Raw genomic sequence first — 13,880 nt, 5'->3', positions numbered from 1 at the left:
TTAAGTCTCAACGATTGATTTAAATAGAATCTAAAAAAGCGTCTCTCATTTGAGGGGCGCTTTTTTGTTTGGGGTTTTTTGGGGTTTTTGCATGGGGTGGAAGTCGGGTTACTTGGTTTGTCGTGCTGAGTTGGGGTTTTTTCGTGGGGGGAGGAACCCGACTTCCTGGGTTTGTCGTGGGTAAGAAACCGGGTTTCTGTCTATGCAAGCTTTTACATAATTGCGATCTCAACTCACGGAGAGTCAATAAGCTTAAAAAGTCTAAATTGTTGGAGAGGTTTAGTCATGTGTAAAGGAGAATAAACAACTCAAAAAACTTTCTCAATGGCAGCAATAATTTAATTTCTTCCCTGTTGCTTGGCGTAATGTAACGGTAAAAGTTGCCATTCCCGAAGTGAGCGATCGCAATCCGGTGGAGTAAGGCATTCAAATTTAGGCGATCGCGAATTGCTTGGACAACGGGAAATGGATTTGCACCGATCCGATCCATCTTGTTAATAAAGGCAATTCGTGGAACACGGTAGCACTTCATTTGCCGATCTACCGTAATTGATTGTGATTGTACGCCTGCAACGACACAAAATACCATCACCGCACCATCTAAAACCCGTAACGCACGTTCCACTTCAATTGTGAAGTTAACTCAACTGAAAACCGCTATAAAATCCAAAATTGTCTAATCCTCTCCTGGAGAATTTCTCTAGATATCCTTTCGAGAACGGGAATTTTTCACCCGATTTTTTTCCAAAATACTCCTGATAAATGTAATCATAGTGAAGTACAGAGTTTAAGTACAGAAATACTGGAGATAGAACTACGGTTTACGCACGTCCCCTTGCTAGATTAATCGAACAGTTGCAACGCTTACCAGGGGTTGGTCCTAAAACTGCCCAACGTTTAGCGCTGCACATTCTCAAACGTCCTGAAGCTGAAATTGAAGCACTTGCACAGGCACTTGTGGAAGCGAAACAACAAATTGGTTTGTGTCAGGTTTGCTTTCACCTTTCATCTGAACCTGTTTGCGAAATTTGCCGCAATCCTAGCCGCGAAAATGGGATTATTTGCGTCGTTGAAGATTCCCGTGATGTGATTGCGCTGGAAAAAACCCGTGAATTTAAAGGTAAATATCACGTTTTAGGTGGAGTAATTTCCCCAATAGATGGAATTGGTCCAGAACAATTGACTATTCAAGCTTTAGTACGACGAGTTAGTAAAGTCCAGCCCAAAGAAGTGATTTTGGCAATTAGTCCGAGTGTGGAAGGTGAGACGACAACTTTATATGTCGGTCAACTTCTCAAACCATTTACCAAAGTGACACGAATTGCCTTTGGGTTGCCCGTGGGTGGAGACTTAGAATATGCTGATGAGGTGACATTGGCGCGAGCATTAGAAGGTCGTCGAGAATTGGATTAGTTATTATTAGTTATTAGCTTTGTGGAAATTATTTTTAATTAGTTTTTGAGAAAATAGGAGATAGAACCGTGAGCGATTTAGGTAAAAAACGATTAGATACAACCCTCGCGATCGCAACTTATGCGATTGGTAGCGCAACAGCTTCCGCAGCACCAACCCCTGGTGGAGAACTCCCCAAACAGATATTTTTGACTGCATCGGATGTTTTGATGTATACCCGAATTTGGCGAATTTATTTTGAAGAAGATTTATCGAGTAAAAGCGTTGTCGAAATGCTCACAGAATTGGGTTTAGTCAGTGCTGTTGGTGCGGGAAGTGCTTATGTTATCAGCAAAGTAACCACAGCCATTGTAAAAGAAATTGCCAACTGGGCAGGTCCAATTGGTTGGGGAATTACGGCTGCGATCGCGGGTTCGTTATCGGGTTTATTTGGTGCAGCTTGGGCATTATATTGCGATAATTTATACAATCAAAAGCATCCTCAACCGATTGAAGGTTAGGGACTTCCAGAAAATAAAATCTTCAAATCGTATACTTAACAACACTATCACGCGGAGGGTAGGGAGACCCTACCCCTACAATATTGGAGAATTTATTTCTTGGTGTTCCCTTAGATGATGTTTGAAAAGTCGGAGAAGGTATAATTTGACGGGATTTTTCGTTTTATTACCCTTAAACCTAAAAAATAATAATAATTGTGAAACTTGAACTTTACCAATATGTTGCTCTGTGTCGTGACATTCCAGAATATAGCCTCAAATGTGGAGATGTTGGAATGCTCGTTGATTATGTCACACATCCAGTTGGAGGAGAAGACGGATATATATTAGAAGTATTTAATGCTGCGGGTAATTCAATCGCTGTTTTTAGCGTTCCCATGTCAGCAGTTGCAAAGTTAACTAGTGATACAGTGTTAACTGTGCGTTCTTTGGCTGAATTGAAGTAGGGTTTTTAATTGTAATTGTAAGTTTAGGGTGAATTTTGGGAGTGCGATCGCACTTACATTTTGACTTTAGTGTGAATATTATTTGAAAATTATCTATCGCAGTTGGTTAAACTCTTCCTCTGTAATGCCCAATTGTTTGAGGATTTCCGGAAACAACCAACCATCTATTTCAGAATTTCCATGAATAGGGATAGTTGTTGCTCGTCCATCAGGATGTTTCTAACGTGCGTGACTTCCTTTTTGTCGTGCTTTTTCAAAACCGAGTTTGCGTGCAACCTTTTCTAATTCGCTTGCTTTAGCCGACATTCGTAATTACCAACTCAACATCTGTAGGTAAAGAACGTCCTTCGTCTGCGTATTCTTCTTTTATCATCTCAAATACATTGGCTATTTCAGCACGAGCTTCGTCTAAGGTTTGTCCCCAAGCATGACAACCAGGAATCGCAGGAACATATGCGACAAATGTACCATTATCATCGGGACAATATAATAAGACTGCACATAACTTCAAGTCACTTTTGGGGAGTTGTGTAACCATTACCAATCCCATCCACCCACTGTATGGTCAGTCAGTTGTAATACGGCAAATTCGCAAAGTAGGTACTGAGACTAAAGTAACTGTAGAAAGTCCAAAGGGAGGATTTTTGTCTGTACCAGCATGGGAAACTGACCTATGGACACAACAAGCAAGCACGACACAAAGAGTCGGGAAGTTTTTACCTGAGAAATTACTGCATTTGAGTAAATGGGTAGCGGGGCGATCGCAATTTATAACGGAAGAAATTTCTTGTGTTCCTGAAGATAAAGGAGTCGAACACAGGAAGAAAAATGAGACAAAAGCATCTACTACCAACCACTCAACCAGCCAACGAAGAAAGGCTAAATCGTCTAATAAAACTAACAGCACAGTTAGTGGACAAGATACTCGTAAACAAAAGTCTCGACGAGTCGATAGTAAGGAGTAAACCAGATGAATAGTAAAGTTAGGACGACCCATCTGGAACGCCGTGCTGTTGTATATTTAAGACAATCAACACCTACTCAGGTAGAATTCCACCGTGAAAGTACAGAAAGACAATATGCCCTAGCTGACCGTGCATCAACGTTGGGTTGGGACAAAAGTCAAATCGAAGTGCTGGATAGCGACCTTGGTAAAAGTGGTCAAACCACAACAGGACGTGCGGATTTCCATAAACTAATGGCTGCTGTTGGTTTAGGGGAAGTCGGGGCTGTTTTAGCTCTAGAAGCCTCAAGATTTTCTCGTTCCCAAGCAGATTGGCATAAACTTTTAGATATCTGTGCCCTTACAGATACCCTGATAATTGACCACGATGGAATTTACGACCCAAATGATTTTAATGACCGAGTGATATTGGGATTTAAGGGAACTTGGAGTCACACAGAGCTACATGGTATGCGTCTACGCTTACAAGGAGCCAAACTGAATAAAGCCAGAAAAGGAGAACTACGCTGCTCTCCACCTACTGGTTACGTATACGACCCAGAAGGACAATTAGTATTAGACCCGGATGAGGGTGTAGTTGCTGCAATAAAACTAGCCTTTCAACAGTTCCGCTTACTGGGAACAGCGTTTAAAGTGATGCGCTACTTCTGTGTAAACCAAATTCCTTTCCCAAGAAGACGTTGGCGACCTGGGCATATTGGTACACTTCATTGGGGACCAGCCAACCTTAGCCGTATAACTACCCTATTGCACAACCCAACTTACACGGGAACCTATGTGTATGGTAGACGGCGCAGTCTTAATGTAATTGAAGATGGGCAAATCAAGAGGGTTAAAATCCAGCAACTACCGCAAGAGGAATGGAAAGTAATAATCCACAATGCTCACGAGGCTTATATTAGTTGGGAGGAGTATTTGTCTAACTGTGAACTAAACGTTCATAAATTTGCTGCGGTGGGTAGGCAGCTACACGCGGATTTTCCGTTGCCATAAAAAAGGGTACATCTTTATTCCTTTTTTAGTTTAACCCAACATGAATCACTAGTAACCTACTGGTAAGCTACTAAAAATAAATTGGTTTATCAAAGCAGTCGCATCAAGTAGCTCACTATGCTCGACGGAGAAAACCCAAACCTATAGCAGCATTTTCTCTAATTAGTGATTCTTCAAGTAGCTCACAAGCTAACACCGCTAAAAAACCCTGGAAGTCTTATAAAAGAAAGCATTAACTAACTAAATTTCAATATACTAGTAGCTCACTTATGCTGCTTCCCTATATCTTTAGAGCTTTGATTCATATTGTTCGCGTACCTTAAAAAGCTCTACTATTGAAAAATCCAACGGGAAAATAAAATATCCCAAAACTTCATTGAATCTAGGTGCAATATGAACACACCGTCGGGACGAATAACGATGGTGTAGTTTTGCAGTGACTTCATGTATGTAGAATTTTGGGATATTTTTAGTTTAAAGGATGTTGTGGGGTAAGAAGCAGGTATTAATCAGTTTTGATTTGAATAATAGTTTAAATTATAGCGATATACCTCTGGATATTAAGCTTCACTTATGGCAGTTATATAATAACTTTGGTGTGAATATTGGGATTTGGTTTTATCTTTGGGGTAACTATACTTTCAGTATTTATCCTGAAATTAGCAGTTAGCGAGCTTTATCAAATATTTAAATTATTTCTATTCTCAAACTATGATTATTTTTTTCATTTGGGAAAGATAAATAGTAAGGCTATAAATATTTAGCCTAAATGTAGGGGTAAAACAATTTTTCGGGAGAATTTTATGATTCCATTAATTTTGGGTGCTGCTGCTGTACTTGGTGCTGTAATATATGGAGTAAATGAATCTGAAAGAAAAGATGAAGAAAAACGTATACTTAATAGTGGAATTAGAGAAGTTGATGAGATGAGTGGGAAAGAATTTGAAAAACTTTTATCACTTCTTTTTAAAAATGCTGGTTATCAGGTAAAGCTAACTCCAGGAAGTCAAGATTACGGTGCGGACTTGGTTTTATACAAAGATGGAGAGAAAATTGTTGTACAAGCAAAAAGGTATAAAAATCCTGTTAGCGTGAAAGCTGTTCAAGAAATAGTAAGTGCAGTTAAATATTATAATGCGGATAAAGCAATGGTCATAACAAATAACAGATTCACTGGCAATGCTTACAATCTTGCACGTTCTAATTCAGTAGAACTATGGGATAGAAATAAGCTAATTGACTTTATGATAAAGGCAAAAATACCGAACTAACTTGTAAAAACATTATAGCGTTTACTAATCTACTGAAATGTACCTAAAGCTTTGCTATCAAAACAAGCAGTTTTAAAAATGTACCTCTCCAGCGTGAGAAACGCTATAGATTGGATTAAAGAAGGTTATTTAATTAACTTCAAACTGTCGCAAATTCAGTATATTTTCTTACATATGGAGGCTGAAAAGCCAAGACAATATCATTCTTGGAAAAACCTAACTGTATTAACTCATTTGCTATTCCTTCCTCTGTCCAATCTTCTTCAATATAAATTTTCTCGTTTTTAATCCGAATATGGACATGAGTATATTTATTTCTTTTACTTCCTCGCCAATCAACCGTTAACCAAAGATAATGGTCATGGGTTTCATCAAAAACTAAGCAGGTTTCAGGATGATAACCGGGCGATTGATGAACTAATTTGTCATATTCAGTTAAAACTTGTTTTACTAATTGCCGATGCTGTTTTATTTTATCCATGAAATAATTTTCTCCCTTTCATTTTACGTGGGAAAAGTGCGATATGCCGACCGCATTAAGCTCCGCTTATCGCAAGCTATTAAAATTCTAAATATTGAGTCAAGATACTATTTAATTTTTCAGACTGAGATTCAATAGCATATAAAGCAAAATTACTCACTTCATATTTGTTATTATTTGACTTGAGACTACTAGCTTCATTAAGCTCATTAATATCAATTAATGATAACTCCTCTAATTGATTACCTAATTTATCTTTGCTAGTAGCATCACGCTTGGTTACAAAATCACCCATTGGTTCGCAACCTTGAGTAAAACGTTTCAGTGTTGTTACAATAGCTTCCAAGCTATTATCAATTCCTATCCATTTACGTTCTAATTGTGAAGCGACAGCCAAAGTTGTCCCCGAACCAGAAAAACAATCCAAAACTAAATCCCCAAGGTTGGAAGAAGCTTGGATAATTTGTGAGAGTAAACCAGGATTTTTTTCTGTCGGATATCCTGTAACTTCTATATTTTGATTATGAGCATCCCTTTTTTATCACTAAGCTGTTGCAAACTCTGTAAACTGACGTTTTTCAGGAGAATGAAAAGCTAATACAATATCACTTTGCGGTATACCCTCTCTTAATAAATCGGTAGCAATACCTTCCTCAGTCCAGTCTTCTTCAATCCAAATTTTGCCGTTTTTAATCCTTACATAAACGGTAATTCCTCTAATTTTTTTGTTGTCATGCCAACCAGTTTGTAACCACAGATATTGGTCTCTTTTTTCGTCAAACCCTAATACACTATCAACCCCCTCTGGATTAGGAGTTTGTGACGCTAATGCTTCATATTCAGTGAGAATTTTTTGGATTAAATGGCGATAATTTTCTAATTTATCCATTGAACAATTTCCTCCTGACTCAGATTAACTATAATTAATATTAAGCGAGTTTCTGCTAATACTTTTTGAATAGCTTTTTGAAGAAAAAATGATTGATAAATATCTTGACCAATAGCCAAATAAATTTTAGCTTTGGGAATAAGCTCTTTTAAAAAAATCCGGTAGACAATATATTGACCTAATGCACACTCAAAATCACGCATTGGTGAACGACTAACAAAACTTTTAATTTCAATCAGGATTTCTTCTGTATCTCTTTGAGCTTTGACTGTACGACCAGCAAGCAAATCAGCAAATAGCTGCACTTCTTCATACTTGATAGTATAAGGGTCGGCTGTAATTATCCATCCATCTTTTATTAAAGCGTTTTTAACTGCGTCGTGGTAGATATCTTTTGCTGGCATTATCTTACTAACGAAAACGGTAAAGTCATTAACCCTTCTGCTTATATTAACTAAACTACGTGGGAAAAGTGCGATATGCCAGAGGCATTAAGTTAAGTCCCAAGGAGACACGCTTTGCGAACGCGAAACTTTGCTGTAGGATACATCCCCCAGCAAGATTTCGCCGCTTATCGCCAAACAAACCTAACCTCACATTTACATCGATCCATAAAAATTGTCCCTCTCCGCTTCGGAGAGGGACAGACTTGAACTGCAAGTTCAAGTCAGGGAGAGGTCTTTTCACAAGCTTCAGCAATCCACCCCAAAACCCCATCCAAATTATTCCTCACATCCTCATTCTTCACCCTCAACACACATAAACCCCTCGCAGATAAAATGCGATCGCGTTCCAAATCATATTCTATTTGCTGCTCATGAATTTCCCCATCAACTTCTATCACCAACCCCGCAGCATGACAGTAGAAATCAGCAATAAACCCATCGATAATTTGCTGACGACGAAAGTGTAAACCGTTGAGACGATTGCTGCGGAGGTATTGCCAGAGAATTTTCTCTTCAGATGTCATATTGCGACGCAGTTCTTTCGCAATTTGATGTTTTGTAGAGGTTATTTTTTGTCCGATAATGATATTGTTAGTTCCTTCTTGATCGGATGGGGAAGATTGCTTTGATTCTGGTTTATTCATAAAGATTTTGTGAAAACAAATTTTGTGATTGCCTCCATTATATGCGTGACCTCTCCCTGACTTTGACATACGTCAAAGTCTGTCCCTCTCCGAAGCGGAGAGGGACAATAAAATAGGAAAAAATAAAATCTTTCCCCATTCCCTGCCAGGGAATAGGGGTAGGGGGGGTTAGGTTCCTACCAAAATCTTCGCTTCTTCCTCCTTACTAATCACCCTACCTTCATCCTCAAAATCTAATATTTGGTCAAAGTTCAAATACCGATATAAATCATCAGCAAAAGGCTGAATTTTCTTCCCAACAATATCCATATATTCCTGTACTGTGGGAATCCTTCCGAGCAATGCACAGACTGCTGCTAACTCTGCCGAACCAAGGTAAACTTGAGCATCTTTACCCATGCGGTTATTGAAGTTTCTTGTAGAGGTTGAAAACACCGTTGTTCCATCTTCAACACGTGCTTGATTCCCCATACATAAACTACATCCCGGTACTTCTGTTCGGGCATTTGCACCGACAAAAATGTCGTAAATTCCTTCTTTTTTCAACTGGGTTTCATCCATTCTCGTTGGTGGTGCTATCCACAATCTTGCATTGACTTTTCCCGCACCTTCTAATACCTTCGCTGTTGCTCGATAATGTCCGATATTTGTCATGCAGGAACCCACAAATACTTCCTGTACGGGGTCATTTTCAACTTCCGATAATAACTTGATATTATCGGGGTCATTTGGTGCAGCAACAATTGGTTCTTTGATTTCGTTCAAATCTATCTCGATTATTTCCGCATATTCCGCATCAACATCAGCTTCCATTAATACCGGATTTGCTAACCATGCTTCCATTTTGGCGACACGACGCATGATAGTACGGGCATCTGTATAACCTCGTATTACCATGTTTTTTAATAACGTCACATTTGAGCGGATATATTCGGAAACTGTTTCTGTACTGAGTTTAATTGTACAGCCAGCACACGATCGCTCGGCGGATGCGTCGGTAAGTTCAAATGCTTGTTCGACTTTCAAATCTGGTAAACCTTCGATTTCCAGGATTTTGCCAGCAAAGATGTTTTTCTTGTTCTTTTTCTCGACTGTTAATAAACCTTTTTGAATGGCTACATAAGGGATAGCATTAACGATATCCCGCAACGTCACACCGGGCTGTAATTCCCCTTTAAAGCGCACCAATACCGATTCCGGCATATCTAACGGCATTACTCCCAATGCTGCGGCAAACGCAACTAACCCCGAACCTGCGGGGAAAGATATACCCAAGGGGAAACGGGTATGGGAATCTCCACCAGTGCCTACGGTGTCGGGTAGCAACATCCGGTTTAACCACGAGTGGATAATACCATCACCGGGACGCAAGGCGATACCACCCCGTTGAGCGATAAAGTCGGGGAGTTCGGCATGGGTTTTGATGTCCACTGGTTTGGGGTATGCTGCGGTGTGGCAGAAGCTTTGCATTACTAAGTCTGCGGAGAAACCCAAACAAGCGAGTTCTTTGAGTTCGTCGCGGGTCATTGGTCCTGTGGTGTCTTGGGAGCCGACTGTAGTCATGATGGGTTCGCAGGATGTACTGGGACGTACTCCGGGTAAACCGCAGGCTTTGCCGACCATTTTTTGGGCTAATGTGTAGCCTTTTCCCGTATCGGTTGGTGGTTGGGGACGGGTAAATAATTTACTTGGTTCTAACCCTAGTGCTGCACGGGTTTTGTCGGTGAGGGTACGTCCAATTAGTAGGGGAATCCGTCCCCCGGCACGGATTTCATCAAGGATGGTGTCGGGTTTGAGTTGGAAGGTGGAAATAACTTCGCCGTTTTCGTTGAGAATTTCGCCTTTGTAGGGATAAATGGTAATAACCATCCCTGTTTCCATCTTGGTGACATCACACTCAATAGGTAATGCACCTGCATCTTCGGCAGTGTTGAAGAAAATTGGCGCGATCGCACTACCCAAAATGTATCCACCTGAACGTTTATTGGGTACAAAGGGAATATCGTTGCCCATGTGCCATAGCACTGAGTTGATGGCAGATTTGCGGGAGGAACCTGTACCGACGACATCACCAACGTAGGCAACGGGAAATCCTTTTTTCTTTAATTCAGCAATGGTTTCCAAGCTTCCTGGCTGCCGACTTTCCAACATTGCCAAAGCGTGCATGGGAATATCGGGACGGGTTGTAGCATGTTGGGCTGGGGATAAGTCGTCGGTGTTGGTTTCACCAGGGACTTTAAAGACTGTAACATTAATGAATTCTGGTAGTTGGGGACGGGAGGTAAACCATTCTGCATTTGCCCAGGAGTCAACTACCTGTTTGGCAAAGGGATTGGTTTGGGATAGTTCTAGGACATCGTGATAAGCGTCATATACGAGTAAAATTCTACTCAGTGCGGATGCTGCGTATGCTGCGATGGGTTCTTTGCCTTGTCCCCCCATAACTAAAGGTGTTTCTGAGGAATCAGAAACGGATACGGTGGGAACTTGGAGTAAATCAATTAATGATTGGACGTTGTAACCACCCATCATTGTCCCCAAGAGTTCCACAGCTTCAATTGGGTAAATCACAGAACTGGTGATTTCACCTTTGGCAATCCCTGTAAGGAAACCAGCTTTCACATATGCGGCTGGATCGACACCAGGAGGAATGCGATCGCGAAGTGTGGGCAAAGCCCAATCGCGTAATAATGCTTCTTCCGCAGCCGAATTTTTCAGTAGTTCACACAATTCTGATGTCTGTTTTGCATCGAGTGGTAATGGGGGTATTCTTAATGCTGCTCTTTCTTCAACGTGTTCGTAATATGATTCCAACATTCTGCACTCCAAAGTTAAATTCCAAAATTCTTTAGTGTCTAAAATCACTTACTAATTTGATAAATCCAGTTTCATAAGTGTTATGTAGATACGATTGACGGGCACTCTCGTTTTTCTTTAAGTGTTTGTCGGCTAAAGACTTATAATTATCACTGTATAGCCAATCATGACTAGGATAAAGTAGGTTTACTATGACTCCTAATTCCAGTCTCGTATTTTGGCTGAATATCCGTTTTTGGATTAAAATATTCCTTCTGTCTGTCGCAGCGTACTATTTTCTTGATATGACTCAAATTTATACCGTCGAAATTAATCATCAAGGTCAAAATCTCACAATTCAAGTTCCTGAAAATGAAACCATTTTATCAGTTGCCGAAAAAGCTGGTTTTGAGTTACCTGCTTCCTGTCATGCTGGTGTTTGTACTACTTGTGCGGCTAAAATTACTAATGGTGGTACTGTAGAACAAAGCGAAGGTATGGGTGTAAGTGTTGATTTGCAGAAGGAAGGTTATGCTTTACTTTGTGTTTCTTATCCGCGATCGCATTTGCAGGTGATTACCGATCAGGAAGATGTGGTTTATCAAAAGCAGTTTGGCAAATAGTTAATTTTTTTTAACGCAGAGGTTTACGCGGGGTTACGCAGATAAATTGTATACTTTGTGTAAACTGAGATTATAAATTAGTGAATCAGGAGATATATTATGACTACGCATTTTATTTCGGCTGAAGTTGATTTACAAGCAACTCCCAGTGAGTTACAACAGGCTATTGAAGCGGAGTTGAAAAAGCAGGGTGAACCTTTACGTTGGGCTGTAACTGCTGTGGATGTGGAGAAGCAAAAAGCCACGGTTGAAGCGGTTGTGACGAAAAAATAATTATCGCCAAGAATCGTAGGTTGGATGAAGGCTTTACGTAACCCAACATAAATCTACACAATCAAGATTTGTAGTTTATTTAATTCAGATTCCTTAGGTAAGAGCGCTAGAGAAATCAAAAATCAAAAATATTAGACGACCCACCGGGTCGTCTCTACTGAATTATTGAAAATTCTCAATTATCGCATCTGCAAATTCCGAACACTTCAACTCTTTCACAGGTGGTTCCATCATCCTAGCCAAATCGTAGGTGACTTTACCTTGCGCGATCGCATCCCCTAATCCTTTCTTAATTAAATCAGCAGCTTCTTGCCAACCCATATATTCCAACATCATCACACCAGAAAGAATCACCGAACCAGGGTTAATTTTATCTAAACCTGCGTGTTTTGGTGCGGTTCCGTGGGTAGCTTCAAATACTGCACAAACATCCCCTATATTAGCACCTGGTCCCATTCCTAAACCACCAACAATGGCGGCAGCAGCGTCTGATAAATAATCCCCGTTCAAGTTCATTGTTGCCAAAATCGAATATTCATCTGGACGAGTTTGGATTTGTTGGAAGATACTATCGGCAATGCGATCGTTGACCATGATTTTATCTTGCCATTTTCCCTCTCCGTGGCTTGTCCAAATTGTATTAAGAACTGTTTCCACTTCCTTGACAATTTGCGCTTTTCTCTCTTCAGTTAAGGAATCAAAACCAGGTTCAATCTTTCGAGCATTTTCTTCAGCAGATATCTGAGAATTTTTTTCTTTATTTTCTAAAATCCATGATTCCCGTTCGGTGACACATTCATCACGAAATTCGCTCGTCACTAGTTCGTAACCCCAATCGCGAAAGGCACCTTCGGTATACTTCATAATATTACCTTTATGTACCAAAGTCACCATTTGCTTTGCTTTTGGTAAGGTCAAAGCATGTTTCATTGCCCGACGAACCAGACGTTGGGAACCTGTTTTACTGATCGGTTTGATGCCAATACCAGCATCGAGGGGAATCTGTTTTTTACCATGTTCGGGAGTTGCGGGAATTAATTCTTCATTCAGGAATTTAATTAATTTAGTAGCAATTTCGCTACCTGCTTTCCACTCAATTCCCACATAGATATCTTCAGTATTCTCGCGATAAACAATCACATTGAGTTTTTCCGGTGATTTATGGGGGGAAGGGGTTCCAGGGTAGTAGCGACAGGGACGCACGCAGGCATAAAGGTTAAATATTTGACGTAGAGCCACATTTAAAGAGCGAATTCCCCCACCAACAGGTGTGGTAAGTGGTCCTTTGATTGCGATACCATATTCCGCGATCGCAGTCAAAGTATCTTGAGGTAAATACTGGTATGTTCCGTATAAGTCGCAAGCTTCATCCCCAGCATAAACCTTGAACCAGCTTATTTTTCGTTCATCTTTATACGCAGTTTTTACTGCTGCATCTAATACTTTCTCTGTGGCGGGCCAGATATCAATTCCTGTTCCATCTCCCCGAATAAACGGAATAATTGGGTTGTTGGGAACAATTGGTTCACCGTTTTTAAAGGTAATTTTTTCTCCCGTTGTGGGGGGATTAATTTTTTCGTACATCTCAAACACTCTCCTGATATCTTTGCCGCAACACAATATTTTCCCAGGTTACTAGTACTTTGCGAAAGTAACTTTAAGAATTAGTAAGCAAATTTTCCATTCTCGGCTTTGATATGACCCACTCATATGGGTTAATCTTAAAGATGTGAAACTCAAAATCTTCAATCTAAAGTCTAAAATTCAGTCTTAAATTATAACTTATCAGGATAACTTATCAAGCATGACAGACCCTATGACTTTATCAGGCAACGTAAACGATATCGATACTCTCCGCATTCAGTTAATCGATGGGTCTGAAAAAGTCCAACAACAACTGATTCCCCAATTAGCTGGGTTAGGTGACGGTGGGTTCGATATCCTCAGGGAATTTCTATACAACCGTCGGGAAACCCCTGCAACATGGGTTGATGGCAAGATTTATCAGATTCTGTTGCATTCTAATTGCGATCGCACTCAAGATTTTCTACAAACCCATTTTCCTAATGGCGTAGTTCCACTCAAATCAGATTGTGCTATTGACTACAAACCTTTACAACAATCCTTAGCAAAACAGGAAT

The 13,880-nt window shown here is 40.2% G+C and carries 16 protein-coding genes and 3 pseudogenes; 9 read left to right on the top strand and 10 right to left on the bottom strand.

Annotated features, from left to right (window positions below; all coding sequences use genetic code 11):
• Nucleotides 1-400 precede the first annotated feature (400 nt).
• Nucleotides 401-643, bottom strand: a pseudogene (locus CK510_RS15205) (GTP-binding protein); the annotation flags it as partial.
• A 173-nt stretch (nt 644-816) separates the two neighbouring features.
• On the opposite strand from CK510_RS15205, the pseudogene recR reads away from it, so the two are divergent.
• The 3 genes and pseudogenes from recR to CK510_RS15190 all read left to right on the top strand — a co-directional run.
• A pseudogene (gene recR / locus CK510_RS15200) lies at nt 817-1,413 on the top strand (recombination mediator RecR); the annotation flags it as partial.
• Between the two features lie 68 nt (nt 1,414-1,481).
• Nucleotides 1,482-1,913, top strand: a complete 432-nt coding sequence (locus tag CK510_RS15195; RefSeq protein WP_095722501.1) for a hypothetical protein — start codon at nt 1,482-1,484, stop codon at nt 1,911-1,913.
• A gap of 197 nt (nt 1,914-2,110) precedes the next feature.
• Nucleotides 2,111-2,359 carry a DUF4926 domain-containing protein gene (locus CK510_RS15190; protein WP_095722500.1) on the top strand — a complete coding sequence of 83 codons (249 nt, stop codon included), beginning with the start codon at nt 2,111-2,113 and terminating at the stop codon, nt 2,357-2,359.
• Between the two features lie 93 nt (nt 2,360-2,452).
• On the opposite strand, the pseudogene CK510_RS34275 reads toward CK510_RS15190, so the two are convergent.
• Together CK510_RS34275 and CK510_RS15180 are read right to left on the bottom strand one after the other, a co-directional pair.
• A pseudogene (locus CK510_RS34275) lies at nt 2,453-2,665 on the bottom strand (type II toxin-antitoxin system HicA family toxin).
• Nucleotides 2,655-2,897, bottom strand: a complete 243-nt coding sequence (locus CK510_RS15180) for a type II toxin-antitoxin system HicB family antitoxin (protein ID WP_095722506.1) — start codon at nt 2,895-2,897, stop codon at nt 2,655-2,657. Before CK510_RS15180 ends, CK510_RS34275 begins: the two are co-directional and overlap by 11 nt.
• Here CK510_RS15180 and CK510_RS15175 point away from each other — a divergent pair.
• From CK510_RS15175 to CK510_RS15160, 3 genes are all read left to right on the top strand, one after another.
• Entirely contained in the window at nt 2,878-3,324 is a 447-nt protein-coding gene (locus tag CK510_RS15175) for a DUF5372 family protein (RefSeq protein ID WP_095722507.1), read from the top strand. The two genes, CK510_RS15180 and CK510_RS15175, sit on opposite strands and share 20 nt — an antisense overlap.
• Nucleotides 3,325-3,329: 5 nt before the next feature.
• Complete coding sequence (locus tag CK510_RS15170) at nt 3,330-4,316, top strand: recombinase family protein (RefSeq protein ID WP_245912164.1); 987 nt, start codon at nt 3,330-3,332, stop codon at nt 4,314-4,316.
• Between the two features lie 803 nt (nt 4,317-5,119).
• On the top strand, nt 5,120-5,587 hold the full coding sequence (locus CK510_RS15160; RefSeq protein ID WP_095722498.1) for a restriction endonuclease: 468 nt from the start codon (nt 5,120-5,122) through the stop codon (nt 5,585-5,587).
• 139 nt (nt 5,588-5,726) lie between these two features.
• Here the strand turns inward: CK510_RS15160 and CK510_RS15155 are convergent, their stop codons facing one another.
• The 6 genes from CK510_RS15155 to acnB form a co-directional block, all read right to left on the bottom strand.
• Nucleotides 5,727-6,068, bottom strand: a complete 342-nt coding sequence (locus tag CK510_RS15155; protein ID WP_095722497.1) for a XisI protein — start codon at nt 6,066-6,068, stop codon at nt 5,727-5,729.
• A gap of 79 nt (nt 6,069-6,147) precedes the next feature.
• A complete protein-coding gene (locus tag CK510_RS15150; RefSeq protein WP_095722496.1) occupies nt 6,148-6,582 on the bottom strand; it encodes a DNA methyltransferase in 435 nt (144 codons plus the stop codon).
• A gap of 30 nt (nt 6,583-6,612) precedes the next feature.
• Nucleotides 6,613-6,957, bottom strand: coding sequence for a XisI protein (locus CK510_RS15145; protein WP_095722495.1), 345 nt, complete (start codon nt 6,955-6,957; stop codon nt 6,613-6,615).
• Nucleotides 6,945-7,361: a XisH family protein gene (locus CK510_RS15140; RefSeq protein WP_095722494.1), complete on the bottom strand. Its 417-nt coding sequence runs from the start codon at nt 7,359-7,361 to the stop codon at nt 6,945-6,947. Before CK510_RS15140 ends, CK510_RS15145 begins: the two co-directional genes overlap by 13 nt.
• Nucleotides 7,362-7,624: 263 nt before the next feature.
• Nucleotides 7,625-8,047 (bottom strand): endonuclease domain-containing protein, encoded by a 423-nt coding sequence (locus tag CK510_RS15135; RefSeq protein WP_095722493.1) that lies wholly within the window; start codon nt 8,045-8,047, stop codon nt 7,625-7,627.
• Between the two features lie 168 nt (nt 8,048-8,215).
• On the bottom strand, nt 8,216-10,864 hold the full coding sequence (acnB, locus tag CK510_RS15130; protein WP_095722505.1) for a bifunctional aconitate hydratase 2/2-methylisocitrate dehydratase: 2,649 nt from the start codon (nt 10,862-10,864) through the stop codon (nt 8,216-8,218).
• 284 nt (nt 10,865-11,148) lie between these two features.
• Between acnB and CK510_RS15125 the strand changes: the two genes are divergently transcribed.
• Together CK510_RS15125 and CK510_RS32350 are read left to right on the top strand one after the other, a co-directional pair.
• Complete coding sequence (locus CK510_RS15125) at nt 11,149-11,466, top strand: 2Fe-2S iron-sulfur cluster-binding protein (RefSeq protein WP_095722504.1); 318 nt, start codon at nt 11,149-11,151, stop codon at nt 11,464-11,466.
• Between the two features lie 99 nt (nt 11,467-11,565).
• A complete protein-coding gene (locus CK510_RS32350) occupies nt 11,566-11,739 on the top strand; it encodes a DUF8621 family protein (RefSeq protein WP_169927020.1) in 174 nt (57 codons plus the stop codon).
• Between the two features lie 162 nt (nt 11,740-11,901).
• Here the strand turns inward: CK510_RS32350 and CK510_RS15120 are convergent, their stop codons facing one another.
• Nucleotides 11,902-13,323 (bottom strand): NADP-dependent isocitrate dehydrogenase, encoded by a 1,422-nt coding sequence (locus CK510_RS15120; RefSeq protein WP_095722492.1) that lies wholly within the window; start codon nt 13,321-13,323, stop codon nt 11,902-11,904.
• A 220-nt stretch (nt 13,324-13,543) separates the two neighbouring features.
• Between CK510_RS15120 and CK510_RS15115 the strand changes: the two genes are divergently transcribed.
• Nucleotides 13,544-13,880, top strand: a 337-nt coding sequence (locus CK510_RS15115; protein ID WP_211293201.1) for a GUN4 N-terminal ARM-like repeat domain-containing protein, incomplete at its 3' end; no start/stop codon positions are given.

It is taken from the genome of Brunnivagina elsteri CCALA 953 (genome assembly GCF_002289455.1).
Taxonomy (GTDB): domain Bacteria; phylum Cyanobacteriota; class Cyanobacteriia; order Cyanobacteriales; family Nostocaceae; genus Brunnivagina; species Brunnivagina elsteri.
This window is presented reverse-complemented; position numbering and strand designations above follow the sequence as displayed.